Here is a 24,919-nt window from a genome sequence, read left to right as displayed (position 1 = left end):
CTCACGTGGCCGTGCGGTCCCGCAGCGTACCTGCGTGGGCTGCCGGGCACGCACGGCCAAAACCGAGCTGTTGCGCCTGGTGGTGGTCGAGGACGGCATCGTCCCCGACGTCCACGGGCGGCTGCCGGGACGGGGCGCACATCTGCACCCCGCCCTGGAGTGCCTCGAACTCGCCGAGCGGCGACGGGCCTTCCCCCGGGCGTTCCGCCTGGCGGGGCCCCTCGACGCCGGTCCGGTTCGGGCCCGGCTTGCGGCGACCGCCGCACGGCAGCAGGATGGCTGATCGAAAGTTCCCCGCGCTCGCGGGGTGTTCCGCGACGTCTAGCCGGAAGCAGGTCGAGATTGCGATGAGCACTCGATGAGCACGCCGCTATGAGTACGGCAAGGTAACGACGGTCCGGAGGCCCCACCCCCGGACCAGTAGGGAGTGCAGTGGCCAAGGTCCGGGTATACGAGCTCGCCAAGGAGTTCGGTGTCGAGAGCAAGGTCGTCATGGCCAAGCTCCAGGAGATGGGCGAGTTCGTACGTTCGGCGTCCTCCACGATCGAGGCGCCGGTCGTCCGCAGACTGACAGAAGCTTTCAACACGTCCTCCGGCAAGTCCGGAGCGAAGCCGGCCGGGAAGCGACCGCAGGGTCCGCGCCCGGCCGCACCGCGCCCCGGCCCGCCCGCCGCGGGCGGCGGCGGTGGCGAGGGAGCACGTCCGGCGCCGCGCCCGGCGCCCCGTCCGGCCGGTCCGTCCGGCCCGGCGGCCCCGTCCGGCGGCGCGCCCGCGCCCAAGCCGGGTCCGGCGGGCGGCGCCCGTCCGGGTCCGGCGCGTCCGGTGCCGCCCGCGCCGGGCATGCCGGCGACCCCGGCCGCGGCGGCCGGTCCGCCGGCGGCCCCGGAGGCGCCGGAGACCCCGGCGGCCCCGCCCGCGCAGACCCGCCCGAGCGGCGGCGAGCGCGGTGGTGAGCGCGGCGGTGACCGCGGCGGCGCTGCGGCGCCCGGCGGTCCGAAGCCGGGCCCGCGCAGCCCGAAGCCGGGTCCGCGGCCCAGCCCGCGTCCGGCGGGCGAGCGCGGTCGCGGCGGCGGTGCCCCGCGTCCGGGCAACAACCCGTTCAGCTCGACCAACACCGGGATGGGCCAGGCGCCCAAGCCCGGTCCGCGTCCCGGCCCCCGGCCCGCTCCGGGCGGTGAGCGGCCCGGCGCCGAGCGCGCCGGCGGTCCGCGTCCCGCGGCCGGTCGCGGTCCCGGCGGTCCCGGCGCGGGCGGTCCGCGTCCGGGCGGTCCCCGGCCGAGCCCCGGCGGCATGCCGCCGCGTCCGGCGGGCGGTCCGCGGCCGAGCCCGATGAACATGCCGTCCTCGCGGCCCGCGGGCGCCCCCGGGCGCGGTGCGGGCGGTCCCGGCGGCGGCGGTCGCGGCCCCGGCGGCGGCGGTCGTCCCGGTGGCGGCGGTGGCGGCGGCGGTCGTCCCGGTGGCGGCGGTCGTCCCGGCGGTGGCGGCGGCTTCGGCGGCGCCCGCGCGGGTGCGGGCGGCGGCGGTGGCGGTCGTCCCGGCGGCTTCGGCGGGCCCCGGCCCGGCGGCGGCGGTCGCGGTCGCGGCGGCACCCAGGGCGCCTTCGGGCGTCCCGGCGGACGCCCGACGCGGGGCCGCAAGTCGAAGAAGCAGCGGCGCCAGGAGTTCGACAACATGCAGGCGCCCGCGGCCGGAGGCATCTCCGCGCCGCGCGGCAACGGCAGGGCGATCCGGCTCCCGCAGGGCGCCACGCTGACCGACTTCGCCGAGCGGGTGGGCGCCAACCCGGCGTCGCTCGTCGCGATCATGATGCACCTCGGCAAGATGGTCACCGCGACGCAGTCGGTCGACACCGACGACCTGCAGTTGCTCGGGGCCGAGCTGGACTTCGAGGTCCAGGTCGTCAGCCCCGAGGACGAGGACCGCGCGCTGCTGGAGTCGTTCGACATCGAGTACGGCGAGGACGAGGGCGGCGAGGAGCACCTCGCGGCGCGTCCGCCGGTCGTCACGGTCATGGGTCACGTCGACCACGGCAAGACGCGGCTGCTGGACGCCATCCGCAACGCCAACGTCGTCGCGGGCGAGGCCGGCGGCATCACCCAGCACATCGGCGCCTACCAGGTCGAGACCGAGGTGGACGGCGAGGAGCGCAAGATCACCTTCATCGACACCCCGGGTCACGAGGCGTTCACCGCCATGCGCGCCCGCGGTGCCGACACCACCGACCTGGTGGTGCTGGTGGTCGCGGCCGACGACGGCGTGAAGCCGCAGACCACCGAGGCGATCGACCACGCCACGGCGGCCGGCGTGCCGATCGTCGTGGCCGTCAACAAGATCGACAAGGAGGGTGCGGACCCGCAGCGCGTGCGGGCCCAGCTCACCGAGTACGGCCTGGTGGCGGAGGAGTTCGGCGGCGACACCCAGTTCGTCGACGTGTCCGCCCGCGAGGGCATCAACATCGACGGCCTGCTGGAGTCGATCGTCCTCACCGCCGACGCGGCGCTGGACCTGAAGGCCAACCCCGACATGCCCGCCCAGGGTTCCGCCATCGAGGCGCACCTGGACAAGGGCCGGGGCGCGGTCGCGACGGTCCTGGTGCAGCGCGGCACGCTGCGGGTCGGCGACTCGATCGTCTGCGGCGTGGCGCACGGCCGCGTCCGGGCGATGCTGGACGAGAACGGCAACAACCTGGAGGAGGCCGGTCCGTCGCGTCCGGTGCTCGTCCTCGGTCTGACGGCCGTTCCCGGCGCGGGCGACAACTTCCTGGTCGTCGACGACGACCGGGTCGCCCGGCAGATCGCCGACAAGCGGACCGCGCGCAAGCGCAACGCCGAACTGCTGCGCAGCCGCAAGAGCAGCTCGCTGGAAGAGCTGTTCAAGGACCTGGAGCGCGGCGAGCGGGACGAGCTGCTGCTCATCCTCAAGGGCGACGTGTCCGGTTCGGTGGAGGCCCTGGAGGACTCGCTCCTCAAGATCGACGTGGGCGAGGAGGTCAGCCTGCGGGTCATCCGGCGCGGTGTCGGCGCGATCACGCAGGACGACGTCAACCTCTCGCTGGCGTCCGAGGGCGCGGTCATCATCGGCTTCAACGTCCGGCCGGAGCGCAACGCGCAGGAACTGGCCGACCGCGAGGGCGTCGACATCCGCTACTACTCGGTCATCTACCAGGCGATCGAGGAGGTCGAGGCGGCCCTCAAGGGCATGCTGAAGCCGGAGTTCGAGGAGGTCCAGCTCGGCACGGCGGAGATCCGCGAGATCTTCAAGGTGCCGAAGATCGGCAACGTCGCCGGTTCGATGGTCACCTCGGGCATCATCCAGCGCAACGCCAAGGCGCGGATCGTCCGGGACGGCGTCGTGGTCTCCGACAACCTCACGGTGTCGTCGCTGCGCCGCTTCAAGGAGGACGCGACCGAGGTCCGCGACGGCTTCGAGTGCGGTATCGGTGTCGGCTACAACGACATCAAGCTCGGCGATGTCATCGAGTGCTTCGAGATGCGGGAGAAGCCCCGCGCCTGATGCACGGCGAACGGGTTCCGGCCGCGTGCGGCCGGGACCCGTTCGGCTGATCGACCGGCGGGCGACGGCGCCCGCCGGCCGCGGGCGGCGCCCGCGGCGCTCCCCGGACGGCTCCGGGGTTCCGGCAGGGCGGGACGATCCGTCGCGTCCGTGCCGGTGACCGCGTTCCGTGACCGTCCCGGCGCGGGGCGCGGGAACAGGCGGCGTCCCCGCCGTCGTTCTCATTGACGAGACGGAACCCGAGGTGATCCGCCAGGTGTACGTGGGTGCGCTGACCATCGATCTGCTGCTCGGCGACGTCCGGTCGCTCAAGCAGAAACGGTCGGTGATCCGGCCCGTCATCGCCGAGGTGCGCAAGCGCTTCCCGGGGGTGGCGGTCGCCGAGACCGGGGCCAACGACCTGCACCGCCGGGGCGAGATCGGGATCGCGGTGGTCTCCGCCACCGCCGCCAACGCCGCCGAGGTGCTGGACGAGTGCGAGCGGACGGTCGCCGGACGCCCCGAGATCGAGGTGCTGTCGGTGCGCCGGCGCCTCTACACCGGCGAGGACTAGGTTCTGCGAGACCGAGAGAAGGAGTGCGATCATGGTGGACGCAGCGCGGGCGCGCAAGCTCGCCGACCGCATCCAGCAGATCGTCGCCGAGATGCTCGAACGGCGGATCAAGGACCCGCGGCTCGGCTTCGTGACCATCACCGACACGCGGATCACCCATGACCTGCGCGACGCGACGGTGTTCTACACCGTGTACGGCTCGGAGGCCGAGCGGGCGGAGACGGCGGCGGCGCTGGAGAGCGCGAAGGGCGTCATCCGCTCCGAGGTGGGGAAGCGGACCGGGGTCCGGCACACGCCGAGCATCACGTTCACGCTGGACGCGCTGATGGAGAACGCGGCCCACATCGACGATCTGCTGGCCCGCGCCCGCGCGCGGGACGAGGAGGTCGCGGCGGCGGCGCGGGGCGCGAGCCCGGCGGGCGACGCCAACCCCTACAAGGAGCCGGCGGACGCCGACGACCTGGACGACGACGACGGGGACGACGCGGACGGCCCCGCGGAACACCGGTCCTGATGCGCCGCACGATGCCGGGCTGCGGCGGGATGCACGCCACCGCGCCGGCCGTTGCGGGCGCCGGTGCGGGCGGTGCCAACGGCGGCCGACCGCACCACGGCGACGGCGTCCGCCGCTCCGGGCTGGACTGGGACGGCGCGGTCCGGCTGATCCGGTCCGCCGACGAGGTCGTCCTGGCGTGCCATGTGGTGCCCGACGGCGACGCGCTCGGCTCGATGCTGGCCCTGGCGCAGGCGCTGCGGGGCCTCGGCAAGCGCTGCACGGCGTCGTTCGGCGAGCCGTTCACCGTCCCGCACAGTCTTCGGTTTCTTCCGGGCCAGGAATTGCTGGCCGAGCCGTCGCGGGTTCCGGCGGTGCCCCGGCTGATGATCGCGCTGGACTCGGCGGGCCCGGAGCGGCTGGGCTCACTGGCCCGTCCGGCCCGCGCCGCCGCCGACCTCATCGTCGTGGACCACCACGCCACCGGCGCGGACTTCGGGACGGTCCGGCTGGTCGACCCGTCCTCGGCGGCGACGGCCGTGCTGGTGGACGAGCTGATCCGCCGCCTCGGCGCGCCGCTGACGCCGTCCATCGCCGAGGGCCTGTACGCGGGGCTGGCCAGCGACACCGGTTCGTTCAAGTACCCGTGCACGACGCCGCAGGTCCATGACCTGGCGGGTCGGCTGCTCGCGGTCGGCGTCCGGCCGGAGGAGGTCAGCCGCGAACTGTGGGACCGCGCCCCGTTCGGGTACCTCCAGGTCCTCGCGGGCGCGCTGACGCGGGCGCGGCTGGAGCGCGACGCGGCGGGCGGCATGGGCCTGGTGTGGACGACGATCGGGCAGGCCGACCGCGACGCCCGCGACGTCCCCTATGACCAGCTCGAAGGCGTCATCGACCAGCTCCGCCGCACCGACGAGGCCGAGGTCGCCGTCGTGCTCAAGGAGGACGACGCGGGCGACTGGTACGTCTCGACCCGGTCCAAGGGCCGGGTGGACGTGGGCCGGGCGTGCGCGCTGCTCGGCGGCGGCGGGCACCGCGAGGCCGCCGCCTACACCGCCTCCGGCGAACCGGAGGACCTCATCGACCGGCTGCGGTCCGCGCTGCGCGCCGCCGACGACACCCACCCCCCGGAGAACACCCCGTGACCGATCCCGACACCGCGTCCGGCCTCGTCATCGTCGACAAGCCCGGCGGCTGGACCTCCCACGACGTCGTCGCGCGGGTGCGGCGGCTGGCGCGGACGCGCCGGGTCGGCCACGCGGGCACGCTCGACCCGATGGCGACGGGCGTGCTCGTCGTCGGCATCGGGAAGGCGACGCGGCTGCTCGGGCATCTCGCGCTGACCGAGAAGGGGTACGACGCGACGATCCGGCTGGGCGCGACCACCAACACCGACGACGCCGAGGGCGAGATCACCGCGACCGCGTCGGCGGCCGAGGTCGGGGACGCGGCGCTGGCGGCGGGCGTCGCGGCGCTGACCGGGCGCATCGAGCAGGTCCCGCCGCAGGTCAGCGCGATCAAGGTGAACGGCGAGCGGGCGTACAAGCGGGCGCGGGCGGGGGAGGACGTGGCGCTGAAGGCCCGTCCGGTCACCGTGTCGGCGTTCACCGTCACGGCCGTGCGCCGGACGGACGACTTCCTGGACGTGGACGCGTCGATCGCATGCTCGTCCGGCACCTACATCCGCGCGCTCGCCCGCGACCTCGGCGCCGCGCTCGGCTGCGGCGGGCACCTGACGGCACTGCGCCGCACCCGCGTCGGCCCCTACCACCTGGACCGCGCCCGGACGCTGGACGAACTCGCCGCCGACCTGGCCGTCCTGCCGATCGGGGACGCGGTCGCGGCGGCGTTCCCGCGCCGGGACGTGTCCGCCGAGGACGCGCGCAAGGTCGTCCACGGCGGCAGGCTCCCGGCGGCGGGCATCGGCCCGGGCCCGGTCGGGGTGTTCGGCCCGGACGGGACGCTGCTCGCGCTGGTCGAGGAGCAGGGCCAGGGCGCCAAGCCGCTCGCTGTCTTCGCGGGCTGACCGCGCGGACCCGCTGTTACCGCCGAGTAAAATCCGGTGCGGCGGGGTCTTCGGGCGACCCCCTCGCTCGGCGTCCCGGGCCGCGCATGGCAGTCTGGAACCCGACACACGGCAGCAGTCCGACGCAGGGAGAGCATGGTGCGGCGCTGGAACGGCCTCGAAGAGGTTCCCGCCGACTGGGGCAGGTCGGTCGTCACCATCGGCGTGTTCGACGGCGTGCACCGCGGCCACCAGCGGATCGTCGGGGCCGCGGCCGACCTGGCGCGCGAGCGCGGGCTGAAGTCCGTCGTGATCACCTTCGATCCGCATCCGGACGAGGTCGTGCGGCCCGGCACGCATCCGCCGCTGCTCGCCACCACCCGCCGCCGGATCGAGCTGCTGGAGGGCCTCGGCACCGACGCGGTCGTCGTCGTGCCGTTCACGCACCGGCTCTCGCAGATGCCGCCGGACGAGTTCGTCCAGTCCGTCCTGGTGGACCGGCTGCACGCCGCGCACGTGATCGTCGGCGAGGACTTCCGGTTCGGGCACAAGGCCAAGGGCGACGTCCCGCTGCTCAAGGAACTGGGCGAGAAGTACGACTTCACCGCCGAAGGGGTGCCGCTCGTCGCGAACGGCGACACGATCTCCTCCACCTTCATCCGCGCCCGGCTGGACGCGGGCGACGTCGCGGGCGCGGCGGGGGCGCTCGGCCGGCCGCACCGGGTCGAGGGCGTCGTCGTCCGCGGCCACCGGCGCGGCCGGGCGCTCGGCTTCCCGACCGCGAACCTGGAGACGACGCCGCACGCGGCGATCCCGGCCGACGGCGTGTACGCGGGCTGGCTCGTGTGCGACTCGGCGCGCTACCCCGCCTGCCGGTGGCCCGCCGCGATCTCGATCGGGACGAACCCGACGTTCGAGGGCCCGGCCGAGCGCACCGTCGAGGCGTACGCGCTGGACCGTGACGATCTCGACCTGTACGGCGAGCACATGGCGGTCGACTTCCTCGCGCGCATCCGCGACACGCTGAAGTTCGACTCGGTGGACGCCCTGGTCGAGGAGATGCACCGCGACGTGGCGCAGGCACGCGATCTGACGGCCGGGAACGGAAGCTGACCAGGCACGACGCGGTCCTCACCGTCCGTGCGCTCGCCCGTTCGCCCGGCTCGGGCACCGTGGTACGGTGAAGAATCACCGGGCACGGGTCCGGTTGCGATGAGCTGCACCCTCATGCGGCTCGTCCGTTCCCCACGCACCATGCGGACGGCCTGCCCGTGGCAGGTCTCGATCTGCGGGTGACGATTTCATCGAAGGAGCCACGTGTCGCTCGACACCGCCACGAAGAACCAGATCATCGCCGAGTATGCGACCACTGAGGGTGACACCGGTTCCCCGGAAGTCCAGGTCGCGCTTCTCACCCGGCGGATCAACGACCTCACCGAGCACCTCAAGGCGCACAAGCACGACCACCACAGCCGCCGCGGCCTCCTGCTGCTGGTCGGCCGTCGTCGCCGGCTCCTGAAGTACCTGTCCAACAAGGACATCAACCGCTACCGAGCGCTCATCGAGCGACTCGGACTGCGTCGCTGACGCGCCGGGGGAGTGGCCATCGGGCCGCTCCCCCTTTACGTATGTCCGGTTGAGGACATACGTCCCCGGCGCGACGCCGGGATGGAACAACTCGACGACCAGACCCCGCGGACACCGTTGGTGCGGCCGGTCCTCGGTAGTGGCGTCCGGATCGCGACGATCCGGGTGCTTCGATCGAAGACCGGCACTGCGTGAAAGCCACGGGAAACGGCCGCGGGAACACCAGGAACCAGGAGGTTTCCCGTGACAGAAGCTCCGCGCATCGAAGGCGCACTGAGCACCGAGGCAGTGATCGACAACGGTCCGTTCGGGACCCGCACGATCCGCTTCGAGACGGGCCGGCTGGCCCGTCAGGCGGCCGGTTCGGCCGTCGCCTACCTCGACGACGAGACGATGGTCCTGTCGGCCACCACCGCGTCGAAGAAGCCCAAGGAGAACCTGGACTTCTTCCCGCTCACCGTCGACATCGAGGAGCGGATGTACGCCGCCGGGCGCATCCCCGGCTCGTTCTTCCGCCGCGAGGGCCGTCCGTCGGAGGACGCGATCCTCACCTGCCGGCTGATCGACCGGCCGCTGCGCCCGTCGTTCGTCAAGGGCCTGCGCAACGAGATCCAGGTCGTCGGGACGATCCTCGCCCTGCACCCCGACCACCTGTACGACGTCGTCGCGATCAACGCCGCGTCGCTGTCCACGCAGCTCGCGGGCCTGCCGTTCTCCGGCCCGATCGGCGGCGTCCGCGTCGCGCTGATCGAGGGCCGCTGGGTCGGGTTCCCGACCCACCCCGAGCTGGAGCGCGCGACGTTCGACATGGTCGTGGCGGGCCGCACGCTCGCCGACGGCGACGTCGCGATCATGATGGTCGAGGCCGAGTCCACCAAGGACACGATCAAGCTCGTCGCCGAGGGCGCCACCGCCCCCACCGAGGAGGTCGTGGCCGCGGGCCTGGAGGCGGCCAAGCCGTTCATCCAGGCGCTGTGCGCCGCGCAGAGCGCGCTGGCCGCCGAGGCCGCCAAGGAGACCGCCGAGTACCCGATCTTCCTGGACTACCAGGAGGACGTGCTGGAGGCCGTCTCCGCCGCCGTCAGCAAGGACCTCGCCGAGGCCCTCACGATCGCGGGCAAGCAGGAGCGCGAGTCGCGGCTGGACGAGATCAAGGCCGCCGCCGCCGAGCGCCTCGCGGGCGACTTCGAGGGCCGCGAGAAGGAGATCTCCGCCGCGTTCCGCGCCGTCACGAAGAAGCTGGTCCGCGAGCGGGTCGTCCGCGACGGGCTGCGCATCGACGGCCGCGGCGTGAAGGACATCCGGCAGCTCGCCGCCGAGGCGCACGTGCTGCCCCGGGTGCACGGCTCGGCGCTGTTCGAGCGGGGCGAGACGCAGATCATGGGCGTGACCACGCTCAACATGCTCCGCATGGAGCAGACGATCGACACGCTCAACCCCGACAAGACCAAGCGCTACATGCACAACTACAACTTCCCGCCGTACTCCACCGGGGAGACCGGCCGCGTGGGCTCGCCCAAGCGGCGCGAGATCGGGCACGGCGCGCTCGCCGAGCGCGCCCTGATCCCGGTGCTGCCGGCGCGCGAGGAGTTCCCGTACGCGATCCGGCAGGTGTCGGAGGCTCTCGGGTCCAACGGCTCCACCTCGATGGGGTCGGTCTGCGCGTCCACGATGTCGCTGCTGGACGCGGGCGTCCCGCTGAGGCAGATGGTCGCGGGCATCGCGATGGGCCTGATCCACGAGGGCGGCGAGTACGTCACGCTGACCGACATCCTCGGCGCCGAGGACGCGTTCGGCGACATGGACTTCAAGGTCGCGGGCACCCGTGACCTGATCACCGCGCTCCAGCTCGACACCAAGCTCGACGGCATCCCCGCGTCGGTGCTGGCGGCGGCGCTGCGGCAGGCCAAGGGCGCGCGGCTGGCGATCCTGGACGTGATGAACGAGGCCATCGAGGCGCCCGCCGAGATGAGCCCGTTCGCGCCGCGCATCATCACGATCAAGGTCCCGGTGGACAAGATCGGCGAGGTCATCGGCCCGAAGGGCAAGATGATCAACTCGATCCAGGACGACACCGGCGCCGACATCTCGATCGAGGACGACGGCACGATCTACGTCGGCGCGACCGACGGCCCGTCCGCCGAGGCGGCGCGGCAGGCGATCAACGCGATCGCCAACCCGCACATGCCCGAGGTCGGCGAGCGGTTCCTCGGCACGGTCGTGAAGACCACGACGTTCGGCGCGTTCGTGTCGCTGCTGCCCGGCAAGGACGGCCTGCTGCACGTCTCGCAGATCCGCAAGCTGCACGGCGGCGTCCGGATCGAGAACGTCGAGGACTTCATCAAGGTCGGCGACAAGGTCCAGGTCGAGGTCACCGAGATCGACCAGCGCGGCAAGCTGTCGCTGGTGCCGGTCGACGTGGTCGAGCGCGAGGCCGCCGCCAAGGCCGAGGGCGGCGACGCCCCCGCCGAGGCGCCGGAGGCCGAGGACGGCGGTGAGGCCCGCGCGCCGCGCCGCCGCCGCACGCGCCGTCCGGCCGACGACGGCGGGCAGCACAACTCCTGACCGCCGCGAGCGACGATCGGCCGGCCCGTCCGCAACCGGACGGGCCGGTCGGCCCGTTTCTCCCCTTCCGCCGATCACTTCGAGATTGCGAGAACGACGTGACGCAGTCCGCGCGGGCGCAGGAGCCCGGCACCACTGTGACGCTGCACCCCGGTGACGACGGCTCCGGCGCGGTCCGCCGCACGGTGCTGCCCGGCGGCCTGCGGATCATCACCGAGGCGATCCCGTCGACCCGGTCGGCGTCGTTCGGGATCTGGGCGGGGGTCGGCTCGCGCGACGAGACGCCCGAGGACGCCGGCGCGAGCCACTACCTCGAACACGTGCTGTTCAAGGGCACGCGGCGGCGGTCGGCGCTGGAGATCTCGGCGGCGCTGGACGCGGTCGGCGGCGACCTCAACGCGTTCACCGCCAAGGAGTACACCTGCTACTACGCGCGGGTGCTGGACGCCGACCTGCCGATCGCGGTGGACGTCGTCAGCGACATGGTGGCGGCGTCGCTGAACCGTCCCGAGGACGTCGAGGCCGAGCGCAACGTGATCCTCGAAGAGATCCACATGCGCGACGACGACCCGGGCGACCTCATCCACGACGAGTTCTCCACGGCGCTGTTCGGGGACGTGCCGATCGGCCGCCCGATCCTCGGCACGGTCGACTCGATCAACGCGCTGTCGCGGGACCGGATCCACGCCTACTACCGGCGGCACTACGTCCCGTCCCGGCTGGTCGTGGCGGCGGCGGGCAACGTGGACCACGACGCGGTGGTGCGCCTGGTGACGACGGCGTTCGCCGAGCTGCCCGGCGTGGAGGGCGACCTGCCCGCCGAGCCGCGCATCGGCGGCCCCGCGGTGCCGACGGCGCCGACCGTGCGGGTCGTGGACAAGGACACCGAGCAGGCGCACATCGTCCTCGGCACGGCGGGGCTGTGCCGCACCGACGACCGCCGGTTCGCGCTCGGGGTGCTCAACGCGGCGCTCGGCGGCGGCATGTCGTCGCGGCTGTTCCAGGAGGTCCGCGAGAAGCGCGGCCTGGCGTACTCGGTGTACAGCTACACCGCGCAGTACGCCGACACGGGCCTGTTCGGCGTGTACGCGGGCTGCCAGCCCGGCAAGGCCGACGAGGTTCTGTCGATCTGCCGGGACGAGGTCGCGCGCGTCGCCGAGACGTCGCTGACCGAGGAGGAGCTGGAGCGCGGCAAGGGCCAGCTCCGGGGCGGCATGGTCCTCGGGCTGGAGGACAGCGGGTCGCGGATGAGCCGGATCGGCAAGAGCGAGCTGGTGTACGAGTCGCTGCTGCCGGTCGACGAGGTGCTCGCCAAGATCGACGCGGTCACGCTGGACGACGTGCGAGAGGTCGGCCGCGACGTCCTGACGCGTCCGGGCGCGCTGACGGTCATCGGACCGTTCGGGGACCGCGACTTCACGCTCTGACCCGCGTATCCGGCCCGGCCGCCGGGTACGCGGTGATCATGAGAATTCTCATCCGGGTCGTGGTCACGGCCGTCGCGCTGTGGGTCGCGACGGCGGTCGTGGCCGGAGTGGACGTGACGGCGGGCAGCGGCGCCAAGCGCGCCCTGACCCTGCTCGTCGTCGCGGTGATCTTCGGCGTCGTCAACGCGGTGCTCAAACCGCTGATCAAGGTGTTCGGCTGCGCGTTCTACGTGCTGACGCTGGGGCTGTTCGCGCTGCTCGTCAACGCGGCGCTGCTGATGCTGACGAGCTGGATCGCCGACGAGCTGGACGTCCCGTTCCACGTCGAGTGGTTCTGGCCCGCGTTCTGGGGCGCGATCATCATCGGCGTCGTGAGCTGGCTGCTCGGCCTCCTCGTGCCCGAGAACGACCGGGACGACCGGTAGGCTCGTCTCCGGTCTGAGGTCGGGAGGACGCAGTGATCAAGGTCGGGGTGCTGGGCGCGCGGGGCCGGATGGGCGCCGAGGTGTGCCGGGCGGTCGAGGGCGCGGACGGCCTGGAACTGGCCGCCACCGTGGACGACGGCGAGGCGCTGGACGCGCTGGAGGCCGCCGACGTCGTCGTCGACTTCACCCATCCCGGCGTCGTCATGGACAACCTGCGCTGGTGCGTGGAGCACGGCCGGCACGCGGTGGTCGGGACGAGCGGGTTCGACCCCGCGCGGCTGGACGCGGTCCGGTCGTGGCAGACCGCGTCGCCGGGCGCGAACGTGCTGATCGCGCCGAACTTCGGGATCGGCGCGGTGCTGATGATGGACTTCGCGCGGCGCGCGGCTCCCTACTTCGAGTCCGTGGAGATCGTGGAGCTGCACCACCCGAACAAGAAGGACGCGCCGTCCGGCACCGCGTACCGGACGGCCGAGCTGGTCGCCGCCGCGCGTGCGGAGAAGGGCGTCGCGAAGTCGCCGGACGCGACCGAGTCGGAGCTGCCGGGCTCGCGCGGCACCGACGTGGACGGCGTGCGCCTGCACGCGGTGCGGCTGTCGGGCGCCATCGCGCACCAGGAGGTGCTGCTCGGCGGGCACGGCGAGCTGTTCAGCATCCGGCACGACTCGATGAACCGCGAGTCGTTCATGCCGGGCGTGCTGCTCGGGGTGCGGAAGGTCGCGTCCCTGCCGGACCGGCTGACGGTCGGCATCGAGTCGCTGCTCGACCTTTGATGGACTTCGACGCCGAGCCGTGGGACTACCTGGGCGCCGATGAGGCCGTCGACGTCGAGCACCCGGTCGTCCAGGCGCTCGCGGCGCGGCTGCGGACGGGAGACGACCGGGCGTTCGCCGCGGCGGCGTTCGAGTACGTCCGCGACGAGGTGACGCACTGCGTGGACGCGGGGGACCGGCGGGTCACCTGGCGCGCGTCCGACGTCCTGGAGCAGGGCACGGGCTTCTGCTACGCCAAGGCGCACGCGTTCGTCGCGCTGCTGCGGGCGGGCGGCGTGCAGGCGGGGCTGTGCTACCAGCGGTTGCGCGACGGCGACGGGTTCGTCCTGCACGGCCTGGCGGCGGCGCTGATCGACGACCGCTGGGTCCGGCTGGACGTGCGCGGCGACAGGCCGGGCGCCGCCGTCGAGTTCTCCGCCGAGGAGGACCGGCTGCTGTTCGTCCCGGACGCCGCGCTCGGCGAGCGCACCTACCCGACCGTGTACGCCGCGCCGCATCCGGTCGTCCTGGACGCGCTGCGCTCGGCCGACGACGCGCTGGTCCTCGCCGCGTCCGGACTGCCCGCCGAACTCTGACCGCGCCCCGCCGTGCCGGCGGCGGGGACGCGGCGGCCACAATGCGGGAATGGACGCTTCCTACGCCCGCACCCTCTGGCGGGTCATCGAACCGGTGCACATCATCAGCTACTTCGCTCCCGAGAGCGTCACGGCGGCCAAGGAGATCGGGCTGCGCGGCTACTGGATGGGCTACTTCGCGATGCGCGCCGCGCCGCTCGGGCCGGTCGGCCCGGGGGTGGTCGAGGCGACGTTCCATGGATTCCACCCCAAGCGCGTCCGGCGGGCCATTCCGGACGCCTGGACGTTCGCGGCGCACGCCGACGTGCTCACGGCCCGCTCGGCGGCGGCAGCGGCGGCGCTGCGCCGGGCGCTTCCGGAGGTCGACGGGCTCGCGCCGCCGATCACCGAACTGCTGCGGCGGGCGGTGGAGGCGGCCGACGGGACGGGCCGTCCGCTGTTCGCCGGGAACCGTGACCTGCCGTCCCCGGACGACCCGGTGGAGGCGCTGTGGCAGGCCGTCACGGCGCTGCGCGAGCACCGCGGGGACGGGCACGTCGCGATCCTGACGGCCGAGGGCCTGGACGGGCCGCAGTCCAACGTCCTCGCGTCGGCGGTGATGGGCTCGCCCGGCCAGTGGCTCAAGGACTCGCGCGGCTACTCCGACGACGAGTGGGACGCCGCGCACGCCGCGCTGGCCGAACGCGGGCTGCTCGCCTCCGACGGCACCGCGACCGAGGAGGGCCGCGCGTTCCGGCAGGCGATCGAGGACCGCACCGACGCCCGCGCGGCCGGACCGTACCGGGCGCTGGACGACCCGTCGGCGCTGTACGACGCGCTGCTGCCGGTGGCCGAGGCGGTCATCGCGACGGGCGAGATCCCGTTCCCGAACCCGGTGGGCGTGACGCGTCCGGCGTGAGTCAGGGCGGGGAGGCGGTCCGGGGGACCCCGGCGGCCTCGTAGGCGGCCTCCTCGTCCAGGGTCTCCTGGTCGAGGAGGGTCTGCGCGAGCGATTCGAGCTTCTCCCGGTTCGCCCGCAGGAGCCGCAGCGCCTCGGCGTAGCAGTCCTCCACGATCCGGCGGGTCTCCTCGTCCACGACGTCGAGCGTGCCCTGCGCGGCGTACTGCGCGCCGGGATCGGCGCCCTCGCCGGGCAGGACCGACAGCGGGCCGACCCGGTCGGACATGCCCCAGCGGCCGACCATGCCGCGCGCGATCCGCGTGACCTGCTCCAGGTCGGATTCCGCGCCGGTCGTGACGACGCCGAACACCAGTTCCTCGGCCGCCATCCCGCCGAGCGCCCCGATGATCCGGCCGCGCAGGTAGGTCTCGTCCCAGGCGTAGCGGTCGGCCTCGGGCGTGGAGACCGTCACGCCGAGCGCGCGGCCGTGCGGGACGATCGTGACCTTGCGGACGGGGTCCGCGCCCGGCAGCAGCATCCCGAGCAGCGCGTGCCCCGACTCGTGGTACGACGTGCGGCGCCGCTCGTCCGGCGGCATGACCAGCGCCCGCCGCGTGCCGAGCTGGATCTTCTCCAGCGCGGTGTTGAAGTCGGCCATGTCCACGCGGTCCTTGCCGCGCTTCACGGCCAGCAGCGCCGCCTCGTTGACGAGGTTGGCCAGGTCCGCGCCGGTCATGCCCGGGGTGATCCGGCCGACGGCGGTGAGGTCCAGGTCGGGGTCCAGCGGCACGTCGCGGGTGTGGACGCGCAGGATCTCGACGCGTCCGTCCAGGTCGGGCGGGGACACCGAGACCGTCCGGTCGAACCGGCCGGGCCGCAGCAGCGCCGCGTCCAGGATGTCCGGACGGTTCGTCGCCGCGATCACGACGACGCCCTCGGAGCCGGAGAACCCGTCCATCTCGGTCAGGACCTGGTTCAACGTCTGCTCGCGCTCGTCGTGGCCGCCGACCGACGCGCCGCTGCCGCGCGTCCGGCCGATCGTGTCGATCTCGTCGATGAAGATGATCGACGGGGCCGTCCGCCGGGCCTCGGTGAACAGCTCGCGGACGCGCGCCGCGCCGACGCCGACGACCATCTCGATGAACTCCGACGCGGCGGCCGAGTAGAACGGCACGTCCGCCTCGCCCGCGACGGCCCGCGCCAGCAGCGTCTTGCCGGTGCCGGGCGCGCCGGTCAGCAGCACGCCGCGCGGCACCCGCGCGCCCATCCGCCGGTACTTGCCGGGGTCGCGGAGGAAGTCGACGATCTCGGTCAGCTCCTCCTCGACCTCGTTGATCCCGGCGACGTCGGCGAACGTGGCGCGCTTCTCGTCCGGCGTGACGGGACGCGGTTGCCGGCCGAAGCCGCCCATCAGGCCGCCCCCGCCGCCGCCCCGCGACATGCGCCGCTGGATCCACACCAGCGCGACCACCCAGAGGCCCACGAACAGCAGGACGGGCAGCAGCGACAGCAGCAGGTTCGCCACGAGCCCCCGGTCCTGGCTGACCGGACGGGCCTCCACCACCACGCCCTTGGCCACCATCTGCCCGTAGACGTCGTCGTTGGCGAACGCGGGCCGCAGCGTCTCGAAGCTGTCGTAGGTGACGTGCGGGTCGTTCTGGCCGGGCACCTGCCGGGCGCGCTTCAGCCGGCCCTGGATCTGGAAGCCCTTGGTGTAGACGTCGCGGACGTTCCCGGCCGCCACCTGCTGCGTGAACGCCGTGTAGGGCAGGCTCTGGCGCTCGTGCCGTCCGGTGAGGTGCATCGACAGGTAGCTGAGGCCGAACACGACGGCGAGCAGCAGCCAGAAGAACATCGTGCGGTTGGGCCGGTAGCCGCGCCCGCGCGGGCCGTCGGGCGGCCGGTCGCCTCCGCCGGGGACGCCCTCGGACCGCCACGGGCGCTCGGGCCGCCGGTCCGGCGGCGCCGGCCGGCGCTTCTCCTGATCCCGCGGTGGCGTGGACGGCACCTCGAACTCCCCCGTACCCGGCACGAACACCCCCGACCGGATGATCGGGAACGTGCCCGCTCGATGCCGGGCGAAAACGCTCCGTCAGCGGACGGTGCCGGGCGGTGAGAAGCCGTACTCGGCGAACAGGCGTGCCGCGTCCGCGCCGGTCAGCCAGGTGAGGAACGCCGCCGCGCCGTCCTCATGGTCGCCTTTGACGACCGACGCGGCGAAGGCCGCGACGACGTTGTCGGCCGCCGGGATCGGCACGCTGTCGGCCGCCGCGCCCGCCGAGCGCAGGTCGGTGACGTAGACGAGCCCGGCGTCGGCTATGCCGGAGCGGACGCGGTCCAGGACGGCCCGGGAGCCGACCTCCTCGGCCGTCCACCGCACCGGCACGCCGGACCGGGTGAACACCTGCCGCGCGTACCGTCCGACCGGCGTCACGGCCGCGCCGACGACCACGCGCAGCCCCGGCCGGGCCAGGTCGGCGAGGCCCTGGAGGCGGCGGGGGTTCCCGGGCGCGACGGCGATCGTCAGGCCCGTGCGCGCGATGACGCGGCGGCGGCCGGTGAGCCGGTTCTCGGCGGCGTCCAGCGCGGTCTCGTCGCCGGTGACGAGCAGGTCGGCGGGCTCGCGGTCGGCGACCCGCCCGGCGACGTCGGCCGACGCGCCGAACCGGGCGTCGATCCTGACGCCCGGATGCGTCTGCCCGTACCGCGCGCCCAGCTCGCCGAACACCTCGGTGAGCGACGACGTCGCGAACACGGTCAGCGTCGTCGGCCCCGAAGACTCGCACCCCTGCGCGGCCCAGGAGAGCCCGCAGAGCAGCAGGACGAGGGCGGTCCGGCGACGGCGGGGGGAATCCGGCATATGGCGGCATCCTATGGGCTCCGCGAAAGCACCCGTCGTGTCAGTGAGGGTCGCTAGGGTCGGTGCCGCCGGTCCTAATCGTTTCGGAGGCCCCCCGATGCCGCTCGACCTCGTCGAGTCCCTGCCCGCCGACTGGCGCGCACGGCTCGAACCGCTGCTCGACCCGATCTCCACCGCCGCGCTGAGCGCGTTCGTGGAGCAGGAGTACGCGCAGCAGACCGTCTACCCGCCGCGCGAGGACCTGTTCAGCGCGTTCCGGCACTGCGCGTTCGACGACGCCCGCGTGCTCATCCTCGGCCAGGACCCCTACCACGGGCCGGGGCAGGCGCACGGGCTCAGCTTCTCCGTCCGGGAGGGGGTGCGGCTGCCGCCGTCGCTGCGCAACATCTACAAGGAGCTGGCCGCCGACCTGGACGTCCCGCCCGCGACGACGGGCGAGCTGGTCCCCTGGGCCGACCAGGGCGTCCTGCTGCTCAACGCGGTGCTGACCGTCCGCGCGGGCGAAGCGGGCTCGCACGCGGGCAAGGGCTGGGAGGACTTCACCGACGCCGCGATCCGGGCGCTCAACGACAAGCCCCGGCGCGTCGTGTTCGTGCTGTGGGGCGCCTACGCGCGCAAGAAGGCCAAGCTGATCACCGGCCCGCAGCACACCGTGATCGAGTCGGCGCACCCGAGCCCGCTCAGCGCGAAGGAGTTCTTCGGGACGCGTCCGTTCAGCGCGGTCAACAAGGCGCTGGCCGACGCGGGCGAGCCCGAGATCGACTGGAGCCTCTGAGCGCTCAGAGGGCGAGGCCGACCGCGAGCAGCGCGCCGTAGGCGATCTGGAGGCGGCCGGTCTCGCCGAGCACCGGGATGAGGAACGGGCCGTTCGCGCCCTGGAGCACCTTCTGCGTCGGCGGCACCGACAGCGGCGCCGACACCAGCGCGATCAGCGCCCACGGGTGGACGACGGCCAGCGCGACCACGAACAGGTACGGCAGCGCGGTGCAGATCGCGTAGAGGATGCGGGTGTTGCGGTCGCCGAGGACGACCGCGAGCGTCCGCTTGCCCGCGATCTCGTCGGTCGGGATGTCGCGGACGTTGTTGGCGACGAGCATCGCGCACGCCAGCAGCCCGATCGGCACCGCCGCCGCCCACGCCTCGGCGGGCAGCCGTTCGAGCTGGACGTAGGCCGTCCCGACGACCGCGACGAGCCCGAAGAACACGAACACCGAGATCTCGCCGAACGCGCGGTAACCGTACGGCCGCTTGCCGCCGGTGTAGAACCACGCGGCGAGGATCGCGAACGCGCCGACGAGCAGCAGCCACCACGTCGTCACGGCGGCGAGGACGAGCCCCGCGACGGCCGCGATCCCGAAGCACGCCAGCGCGGCGGCGAGCACGTGCTTGGGCTTGGCGACGCCCGACCCGACGAGCCGCAGCGGCCCGACCCGGTCGGCGTCGGTGCCGCGCACGCCGTCGCTGTAGTCGTTGGAGAAGTTCACGCCGACCTGGAGGATCAGCGAGACGACGGCCGCGAGCGCGGCACGCCACCAGACGGCGCCGTCCTCGCCCACCGCGACGCCGGTTCCGACGACGACGGGGACGAGCGAGGCGGGGAGGGTGCGGGGCCGCGAACCGGCGACCCACTGGGAGAGCGTGGCCACAGTTACCGCTTGTTTCGTTGGGGACGACAGGGGATCTACGCCGATTCTTCCGGACGCCCGGGACGGCTCGGACGCAGCCGCAGCGACAGGGCGAGGCCGCCCGCGAGGATCGCCGCCGTGACCAGGGACGCGTCCCGCGCGGCGGCGGCCAGGGCGCGGTCGGCGGCGCGGGCCTCGGCGGCGCGGCGCGGGTCGGCGTGCAGGTCCCGCGCGGACGTCCCGGCGCTGTGCCGCAGCTCGTGCGCGACGGCGGCGGCCCGCGCGGCCGGGACGCCCGCGTCGGCGAGCCGCGCGGTCACCGTCCGGCCGAGGCTCGTGGCGAAGACCGTCCCGATGAGCGCGATGCCGAGCGCGGCGCCGATCTGCCGGGCCGTGGACTGCGTCCCGGACGCCTGCCCGGACCGCTGCGGCGGCACGTCGGCGAGCGACACGTTCGTGAGCTGCGCGGCGGTCAGCCCGAGGCCGACGCCGTAGAGCAGCATCCAGGGCGCGACGCCGAGCCCGCCGGTGGACGGCGTGAGCGTCACCGCGAGCCCGAGGACGGCCGCGACCTCCAGCGCCATGCCGCCCTGCACGATGCGGTGCGGGCCGACGCGGCGGCCGAAGCGCCCGGCGGTCGCGCCGGACAGGAACGCTCCGAGGGCGAGCGGCAGCAGCGCCAGGCTGATCTGGACCGGGGACGTCCCGTGGACGCCGAGCAGGAACAGCGGCAGGACGAACACGATGCCCAGCTCGCCGACGTTGATCAGCGCGGACGCCAGGTTGCCGTGCCGGAAGTTCGGGATGCGGAAAAGCGCGAGGTCGAGCATGACGGGCCGTCCGGCCGCCGCGCGGGCCCGTTCCACCAGCAACAGCGCGGTGAGCAGCACGGTGCCGAGGACGAGCACGACCGGTACCGGCGACAGGCCCCGGTGCGGGGCGACGGCCGTCCACCAGCCGTAGGTCTGGCCCTCGATGATGCCCCAGACGAGCGCGCCGAGGCCGAGGGCCGACAGCGCGCCGCCCGTCCAGTCGATCTCGGCGAGCGGGCCGCGCGCGGTGGCGGGCCGGCCGCGCGTCTCGGGCATGAGCGCGAACGCCCCGGCGATCAGCGCGGCGCCGAGCGGGAGGTTGAGCCAGAACGCCCAGCGCCAGCCGCCGCCGGTCGCGAGCGCGCCGCCGAGCAGCGGGCCGAGCGCGGCCATGCCGCTGAGGATCGAGCCCCAGATCCCGAAGGCGACGTGCCGGTCGCGTCCGGTGAACAGCGTGTTCAGCGTGGAGAGGGCCGCCGGCATGATCATCGACGCGCCGACGCCCTGGACGGCCCGCGCCGCGACCAGCGCGCCGCCGCTCTGCGCGGTGGCGACGCCGAGGCTGGCGAGCGTGAAGACGAGCGTCCCGAGCAGGAACAGGCGGCGGCGGCCGAACAGGTCGCCCGCGCGGCCCGCCGGGATGAGCAGCGCCGCGAACACCAGCGAGTACACCGAGGTGATCCACTCGGCGCCGGCCGTGGTGAGCCCGAGGCCGTCCACCATCTGGGGGAGGAGGACGCCGACGATCGTGGCGTCCACGATGATCAGCGACACGCCCAGGCTGATGACGCACACCCCGAGCCAGCGGCGGCCCGATGGCGGCGCGACCGGGGCGGCGGGCGGTGTCAGGGTCGTCTCGGGCACGTCCCCACAGTACGGCCGGGCCTCCCGTGCCCCTCACCGACCCCGCGTTTCCTCCCGCTCAGAGCGCCGTGTGCAGGCGGACCTGGCGGACGGCCTCGCCCATGTCGAGCGTCCGGGCCGCGCCGTCGGGCGCCCAGCCCGCCGAGACGAGGAACCCGCGCACGATCGTGTCGCCCTCGAACGCCCAGGTCAGCAGCGTCGTGCAGCCGTCGTCGCGCAGGACGTCGGCGGTCGCGGAGAGCAGGCGGCTGCCGTGCCCGGCACGGGTGTGGAGCGGGTCGACGTGGAGCGCGAGCAGTTCGGCGACGGACGGGTCGCCGCCCGCGTCCTCGGCCGGGCCGTGCGCCGCGAACCCCGTGACGAGCCCCTCGGCGACCGCGACCAGCACGCGGTGGCGCGGTGACGGCGGACCGGTGATCGACTCCGCCCAGCGCTCCCGCCACGCCGTCCGGGCCGCGTCGCCGGTCACCTCGGCGAGGACGGCGGCGGGCAGCAGCTCCCGGTAGCCGTCCCGCCAGGACCGGACCTGGATCTCCGCGATCGCGGCGGCGTCGGCGCGGCGCGCGGGCCGCACGCCCACGTCGGGCCGGACGGGCGTCTGGGACATGCGGCCACCCTAGCGGCGGGGCGGCGCGGTCTCGTCCGGAGCGGCGCGGCGGGCGCGGTAGGCGCGGGTCTTGGTGCGGTTGCCGCACACCCGCATCGAGCACCACGTCCGGGACCGGTTCCGGGACGTGTCCAAGAATGCCCACGCGCACGCCGGGCAGATCTTGAGCCGTTGCCAGGTGCCGCCCGCGACCGCGGCCATGACGGCGGCGGCGAGGCGGGCGAGCGCGGTGGCGGCGCCGTCGCCGACCGGAACCAGCACCGGATCCGCGTCGCCGGGCACCGCGACGCGCAGCGGCAGGCCCGCGAGGACGGCGTCGAGCCCGCGTCCCGGCGCCGCGCCGTCGTGGTGGGCGCGCAGCGCGTCGCGCAGGCCCTCGCGGAGCGCGACGGCGGTGCGCAGGTCGGCGGGCCCGGCGGCGGTGCCCGGCGGAAGGAGGTTCTGGGAGCGCAGCCAGGCGGTGAGCCGGTCGGGGGCGGCCAGCTCGTCGGTGCCGGTCTCGGCGTCGAGCGTGTTGACGAAGTCCCGCAGCAGGAGCGCGGCGTCGGTGGCCGTCATCGTCCCGAGCCTACCAGCGGGAACACCGGCGATCTTGAAACGATGGTTGCCGACACCATCGTCCTGGTTTCACCGGTGTCCTCCGTGGTAGGAACGGACGCATGAAGGTGACGCACGTGGTGTTCGACTGCAATGACCTGGACGTCGTGGCCCGGTTCTGGGGCGCGCTGCTGGACCTGGAGACGACCCGGCGCGACGCGGACTGGCTCGACCTGGAACCGCTCGGCGACGACGGCCCGGTGCTGTCGTTCCAGCTCGTCCCGGAGGGCAAGGCCGTCAAGAACCGCGTCCATCTGGACCTCGACGTGCCCGACATCGCGGCGGCGGGGGAGCGCGCCCGCGCGCTCGGCGCGACCCCGGCGAGCGAGCCGATGGGCGAGAACCCGGCCCGTCCGTTCCAGGTCTGGTACGACCCGGAGGGCAACGAGTTCTGCCTCTGCACCGGATGAGGCGTCAGGCCAGCACGCCCGCGAACCGCCGCACGCCCTCGGCGATCTCGGCCTCCGACGCCGCCGCGCCCCAGCTCAGCCGCGCGTGCGGGCCGTCGGCCTCGGCCGGGAAGTAGGGGCGTCCCGCGCTGACCCGCACGCCGGCGCGCGCCGCGGCCTCGGCGACCGCGCGGTCGTCGGTCCCGGCGGGCAGCGGCACCCAGGCGTGCAGCCCGCCGGACGGACGGCGCGGCGCGGCCCCGAGTTCGCGCGCGACGGCCGTGAGCAGCGCGTCGCGGCGGGCCGTCAGCGCCGTGCCGACGGCCGCGAGATGCCGCGTCCAGCCCGGCGAGCCGACCAGCTCCAGCACCGCCTCCTGGAGCGGACGCGCCGGGAAGAAGTCGGTGACGAGCTGCGCCGACCGGATCCGCTCGGCGACCGGCCCCCGCGCGATGACCCCGGCGATCCGCACGCTCGGCGCGGTGACCTTGGTCAGCGACGCGATGTGGACGACGCGTCCCTCGGTGTCGGCGGTGACCAGCGGCGGCGGGACGGGCTCGGTGACGAAATGCCGCGCGTAGTCGTCCTCCACGACGAACGCCCCGGCCGCCCGCGCCACCGCGAGCACCCGCTCCCGCCGCGCCGACGGCATGACCGCGCCCGTCGGGTTGTGCAGCGTCGGCTGGCAGTAGACCGCCCGCGCGCCCGTCACGCCGAACGCCTCGGCGAGCAGGTCCGGGCGCAGGCCGTCGGCGTCGACCGGGACCGGCACCGGCTGGAGCCCGATCGTCCGCGCGAGCGCCAGCACGCCCGGATACGTCGGGGACTCGACCAGCAGCGGCGACCCCGGCGGCAGCAGCGCCCGCAGCACGGTCGCCAGCGATTGCTGCCCGCCGCCGGTGACGGTCACGTCGTCGGGCGTGAGGTCGGGGCCGGTGGCGCGGGCGAACCACGTCCGCAGCCCGGCGAGCCCGGCGGGCGGAGGCGCCTCCCAGGCGTCCGGGCGCCGCGCGGCGCGGCCCATCGCGGTCGCGAGCGCGCGGGACGGCTGGAGCGAGGCGTGCAGATAGCCGCCGCTGAGCCGGATCATGCCGTCCGGGACGGGGCTGACCAGCTCGCGGACGGTGCTCGCGTCGACCGTCCGGTCGCCGAGCGCGACGGCCTGCCAGCCGAAGTCGGGCGGGTCGGCGCGCGGCCGGGGCCGCTCGGCGACGAACGCGCCGCTGCCCGGCCGGGTCACGACCAGGCCCTCGGCGGCGAGCTGCCCGATCGCCCGCGTCACCGTGACCGGGCTGACGCGGTGCCGTTCCATCAGCGCGCGGCTCGACGGCAGCCGGGCGCCCGGACGCAGCGCGCGGATCTCCACCCGCAGCGCTGCGGCGAGGGACGCCCCACTGCTATCGTTTTTCATGAGAAATGATGATAGCGCTACCGACGACGGCCGGATAGCGGTCACCGGGACCGGCCTCGCCGCGCTCGGCGTCCTCGCGTTCTCCTTCACGTTCCCGGCCAACGTCCTCGCCCTGGACGGGCTGCCGCCCGCGCTCATCGGCGTCGGCCGCTGCGCCGTCGCGGCCCTGCCCGCCGGGCTGCTGCTGCTCGCCGTCCCCGGCCCGGCGCCCCGGCGCGGCGACTGGGCGGGCCTGCTCGTCGTCGTGGGCGGCGTCCTGCTCGGCTACCCGGTGCTGACCTCGCTCGCGCTCGCCCACGGCTCGTCCAGCGCGCACGCCGCCGTCATCATCGGGCTGCTGCCCGGCGCGACCGCCGTGTGCGCGCTCGTGCGCGGCGGCGAGCGGCCCTCGCGCGCGTTCTGGCTCGCCGCGGCGGCGGGCGCGGCCTGCGTCACCGGATTCGCGCTGGTCCGGGGCGGCGGCGGGCTCGGCGGCGCCGACCTGCTGCTGCTCGCGGCGCTGCTCGTCGGCGCCGCCGGATACGCCGAGGGCGGCCGGATCGCGCGCACGCTCGGCGGCCCGCGCGTCATCTCCTGGGCGCTCGTCCTCGCCGCGCCCGTCGCGCTCCCGGCGACGTTCGCGATGCTCGCCGGCACCGGCCCGCACTGGACCGGACGCACCGTCGCCGGGTTCGCCTACCTGGCGTTCGGCTCGTCGTTCCTCGGCTTCTTCGCCTGGTACGCGGGGATGGCGCGGACGGGCATCGCGCGCGCCGGGCAGGTCCAACTCGTCCAGCCGCTGCTGACGCTGGCGTGGTCGGCGCTGCTGCTCGGGGAGCACGTGGACGCGCTGACGGCGGGGGTCGCGGTCGCGGTGCTGGTGTGCGTCGGGGCCACGCAGCGGGCGCGGATCCGGCGGGCGCCCGTCCCCGTCCCGGCGGAACGGCTCGACGTCGCCGCCTGACGACGGCGGGGCTCG

Annotated in this window: 24 protein-coding genes; 17 read left to right on the top strand and 7 right to left on the bottom strand. The window is 74.4% G+C overall.

The features are described 5' to 3' along the window. The first annotated feature begins 34 nt into the window (after nt 1-34). The 14 genes from BTM25_RS15275 (at nt 35) to BTM25_RS15210 (ending at nt 14,814) form a co-directional block, all read left to right on the top strand. The gene (locus BTM25_RS15275; RefSeq protein WP_235828426.1) at nt 35-283 is read left to right on the top strand and encodes a YlxR family protein; all 249 of its coding nucleotides are present in this window, start codon (nt 35-37) and stop codon (nt 281-283) included. A 149-nt stretch (nt 284-432) separates the two neighbouring features. After that, nucleotides 433-3,513 (top strand): translation initiation factor IF-2, encoded by a 3,081-nt coding sequence (gene infB / locus BTM25_RS15270; RefSeq protein ID WP_103563570.1) that lies wholly within the window; start codon nt 433-435, stop codon nt 3,511-3,513. Between the two features lie 244 nt (nt 3,514-3,757). Continuing rightward, complete coding sequence (locus BTM25_RS15265; RefSeq protein WP_235828425.1) at nt 3,758-4,066, top strand: DUF503 domain-containing protein; 309 nt, start codon at nt 3,758-3,760, stop codon at nt 4,064-4,066. A gap of 31 nt (nt 4,067-4,097) precedes the next feature. Further along, nucleotides 4,098-4,580 carry a 30S ribosome-binding factor RbfA gene (rbfA, locus tag BTM25_RS15260; RefSeq protein WP_103563569.1) on the top strand — a complete coding sequence of 161 codons (483 nt, stop codon included), beginning with the start codon at nt 4,098-4,100 and terminating at the stop codon, nt 4,578-4,580. Then, complete coding sequence (locus BTM25_RS15255; RefSeq protein ID WP_103563568.1) at nt 4,580-5,704, top strand: DHH family phosphoesterase; 1,125 nt, start codon at nt 4,580-4,582, stop codon at nt 5,702-5,704. Before rbfA ends, BTM25_RS15255 begins: the two co-directional genes overlap by 1 nt. Beyond that, nucleotides 5,701-6,585 (top strand): tRNA pseudouridine(55) synthase TruB, encoded by an 885-nt coding sequence (gene truB, locus BTM25_RS15250; protein ID WP_103563567.1) that lies wholly within the window; start codon nt 5,701-5,703, stop codon nt 6,583-6,585. The genes BTM25_RS15255 and truB overlap by 4 nt, the downstream gene beginning before the upstream one ends. Before the next feature lie 138 nt (nt 6,586-6,723). Then, nucleotides 6,724-7,677: a bifunctional riboflavin kinase/FAD synthetase gene (locus BTM25_RS15245; RefSeq protein ID WP_103564651.1), complete on the top strand. Its 954-nt coding sequence runs from the start codon at nt 6,724-6,726 to the stop codon at nt 7,675-7,677. 204 nt (nt 7,678-7,881) lie between these two features. Further along, nucleotides 7,882-8,151 (top strand): 30S ribosomal protein S15, encoded by a 270-nt coding sequence (rpsO, locus tag BTM25_RS15240; protein WP_103563566.1) that lies wholly within the window; start codon nt 7,882-7,884, stop codon nt 8,149-8,151. Between the two features lie 261 nt (nt 8,152-8,412). Continuing rightward, nucleotides 8,413-10,716, top strand: coding sequence for a polyribonucleotide nucleotidyltransferase (locus BTM25_RS15235; RefSeq protein WP_103564650.1), 2,304 nt, complete (start codon nt 8,413-8,415; stop codon nt 10,714-10,716). Between the two features lie 98 nt (nt 10,717-10,814). Then, nucleotides 10,815-12,143 carry a M16 family metallopeptidase gene (locus BTM25_RS15230; RefSeq protein WP_103563565.1) on the top strand — a complete coding sequence of 443 codons (1,329 nt, stop codon included), beginning with the start codon at nt 10,815-10,817 and terminating at the stop codon, nt 12,141-12,143. Between the two features lie 38 nt (nt 12,144-12,181). Beyond that, complete coding sequence (locus BTM25_RS15225) at nt 12,182-12,568, top strand: phage holin family protein (RefSeq protein ID WP_103563564.1); 387 nt, start codon at nt 12,182-12,184, stop codon at nt 12,566-12,568. Nucleotides 12,569-12,600: 32 nt separating this feature from the next. Next, the gene (dapB, locus tag BTM25_RS15220; protein WP_103563563.1) at nt 12,601-13,341 is read left to right on the top strand and encodes a 4-hydroxy-tetrahydrodipicolinate reductase; all 741 of its coding nucleotides are present in this window, start codon (nt 12,601-12,603) and stop codon (nt 13,339-13,341) included. Beyond that, a complete protein-coding gene (locus tag BTM25_RS15215) occupies nt 13,341-13,916 on the top strand; it encodes a transglutaminase-like domain-containing protein (protein WP_103563562.1) in 576 nt (191 codons plus the stop codon). The genes dapB and BTM25_RS15215 overlap by 1 nt, the downstream gene beginning before the upstream one ends. A gap of 49 nt (nt 13,917-13,965) precedes the next feature. Next, complete coding sequence (locus BTM25_RS15210) at nt 13,966-14,814, top strand: SCO6745 family protein (RefSeq protein ID WP_103563561.1); 849 nt, start codon at nt 13,966-13,968, stop codon at nt 14,812-14,814. Between the two features lies 1 nt (nt 14,815). Here the strand turns inward: BTM25_RS15210 and ftsH are convergent, their stop codons facing one another. Next, complete coding sequence (gene ftsH, locus BTM25_RS15205) at nt 14,816-16,804, bottom strand: ATP-dependent zinc metalloprotease FtsH (protein ID WP_103564649.1); 1,989 nt, start codon at nt 16,802-16,804, stop codon at nt 14,816-14,818. A gap of 84 nt (nt 16,805-16,888) precedes the next feature. Continuing rightward, complete coding sequence (locus BTM25_RS15200) at nt 16,889-17,656, bottom strand: substrate-binding domain-containing protein (RefSeq protein ID WP_103563560.1); 768 nt, start codon at nt 17,654-17,656, stop codon at nt 16,889-16,891. Nucleotides 17,657-17,753: 97 nt separating this feature from the next. On the opposite strand from BTM25_RS15200, the gene BTM25_RS15195 reads away from it, so the two are divergent. After that, on the top strand, nt 17,754-18,431 hold the full coding sequence (locus BTM25_RS15195; protein ID WP_103563559.1) for a uracil-DNA glycosylase: 678 nt from the start codon (nt 17,754-17,756) through the stop codon (nt 18,429-18,431). Nucleotides 18,432-18,435: 4 nt separating this feature from the next. On the opposite strand, the gene BTM25_RS15190 is transcribed toward BTM25_RS15195, so the two are convergent. Genes BTM25_RS15190 through BTM25_RS15175 form a run of 4 tightly spaced genes read right to left on the bottom strand, consistent with a single transcriptional unit; the run spans nt 18,436 to nt 22,122 of the window. Further along, nucleotides 18,436-19,302, bottom strand: a complete 867-nt coding sequence (locus tag BTM25_RS15190; RefSeq protein WP_103563558.1) for a 1,4-dihydroxy-2-naphthoate polyprenyltransferase — start codon at nt 19,300-19,302, stop codon at nt 18,436-18,438. A gap of 35 nt (nt 19,303-19,337) precedes the next feature. After that, entirely contained in the window at nt 19,338-20,957 is a 1,620-nt protein-coding gene (locus BTM25_RS15185) for an MFS transporter (RefSeq protein WP_168212120.1), read from the bottom strand. Nucleotides 20,958-21,015: 58 nt separating this feature from the next. Continuing rightward, nucleotides 21,016-21,564: a GNAT family N-acetyltransferase gene (locus tag BTM25_RS15180; protein WP_103563557.1), complete on the bottom strand. Its 549-nt coding sequence runs from the start codon at nt 21,562-21,564 to the stop codon at nt 21,016-21,018. A 9-nt stretch (nt 21,565-21,573) separates the two neighbouring features. Further along, nucleotides 21,574-22,122: a CGNR zinc finger domain-containing protein gene (locus BTM25_RS15175; protein WP_103563556.1), complete on the bottom strand. Its 549-nt coding sequence runs from the start codon at nt 22,120-22,122 to the stop codon at nt 21,574-21,576. A 101-nt stretch (nt 22,123-22,223) separates the two neighbouring features. Between BTM25_RS15175 and BTM25_RS15170 the strand changes: the two genes are divergently transcribed. Then, the gene (locus BTM25_RS15170) at nt 22,224-22,571 is read left to right on the top strand and encodes a VOC family protein (protein WP_103563555.1); all 348 of its coding nucleotides are present in this window, start codon (nt 22,224-22,226) and stop codon (nt 22,569-22,571) included. 4 nt (nt 22,572-22,575) lie between these two features. Here BTM25_RS15170 and BTM25_RS15165 read toward each other — a convergent pair whose 3' ends face one another. Then, the gene (locus BTM25_RS15165) at nt 22,576-23,961 is read right to left on the bottom strand and encodes an aminotransferase-like domain-containing protein (RefSeq protein WP_103563554.1); all 1,386 of its coding nucleotides are present in this window, start codon (nt 23,959-23,961) and stop codon (nt 22,576-22,578) included. Between BTM25_RS15165 and BTM25_RS15160 the strand changes: the two genes are divergently transcribed. After that, complete coding sequence (locus BTM25_RS15160; protein ID WP_103563553.1) at nt 23,960-24,904, top strand: DMT family transporter; 945 nt, start codon at nt 23,960-23,962, stop codon at nt 24,902-24,904. The two genes, BTM25_RS15165 and BTM25_RS15160, sit on opposite strands and share 2 nt — an antisense overlap. Nucleotides 24,905-24,919 lie beyond the last annotated feature (15 nt).

The sequence above is a fragment of the Actinomadura rubteroloni genome (assembly GCF_002911665.1).
Taxonomy (GTDB): Bacteria; Actinomycetota; Actinomycetes; order Streptosporangiales; family Streptosporangiaceae; genus Spirillospora; species Spirillospora rubteroloni.
This window is presented reverse-complemented; position numbering and strand designations above follow the sequence as displayed.

Excerpts from the sequence above, each read along its gene's own strand:
- BTM25_RS15180 (WP_103563557.1), bottom strand. The coding sequence starts at position 21,564 with ATGTCCCAGACGCCCGTCCGGCCCGACGTGGGCGTGCGGCCCGCGCGC.
- BTM25_RS15255 (WP_103563568.1), top strand. The coding sequence starts at position 4,580 with ATGCGCCGCACGATGCCGGGCTGCGGCGGGATGCACGCCACCGCGCCG.
- rbfA (WP_103563569.1), top strand. The coding sequence starts at position 4,098 with ATGGTGGACGCAGCGCGGGCGCGCAAGCTCGCCGACCGCATCCAGCAG.
- BTM25_RS15175 (WP_103563556.1), bottom strand. The coding sequence starts at position 22,122 with ATGACGGCCACCGACGCCGCGCTCCTGCTGCGGGACTTCGTCAACACG.
- BTM25_RS15165 (WP_103563554.1), bottom strand. The coding sequence starts at position 23,961 with ATGAAAAACGATAGCAGTGGGGCGTCCCTCGCCGCAGCGCTGCGGGTG.
- BTM25_RS15160 (WP_103563553.1), top strand. The coding sequence starts at position 23,960 with ATGAGAAATGATGATAGCGCTACCGACGACGGCCGGATAGCGGTCACC.
- BTM25_RS15170 (WP_103563555.1), top strand. The coding sequence starts at position 22,224 with ATGAAGGTGACGCACGTGGTGTTCGACTGCAATGACCTGGACGTCGTG.
- BTM25_RS15215 (WP_103563562.1), top strand. The coding sequence starts at position 13,341 with ATGGACTTCGACGCCGAGCCGTGGGACTACCTGGGCGCCGATGAGGCC.
- BTM25_RS15200 (WP_103563560.1), bottom strand. The coding sequence starts at position 17,656 with ATGCCGGATTCCCCCCGCCGTCGCCGGACCGCCCTCGTCCTGCTGCTC.
- BTM25_RS15225 (WP_103563564.1), top strand. The coding sequence starts at position 12,182 with ATGAGAATTCTCATCCGGGTCGTGGTCACGGCCGTCGCGCTGTGGGTC.
- BTM25_RS15210 (WP_103563561.1), top strand. The coding sequence starts at position 13,966 with ATGGACGCTTCCTACGCCCGCACCCTCTGGCGGGTCATCGAACCGGTG.
- BTM25_RS15195 (WP_103563559.1), top strand. The coding sequence starts at position 17,754 with ATGCCGCTCGACCTCGTCGAGTCCCTGCCCGCCGACTGGCGCGCACGG.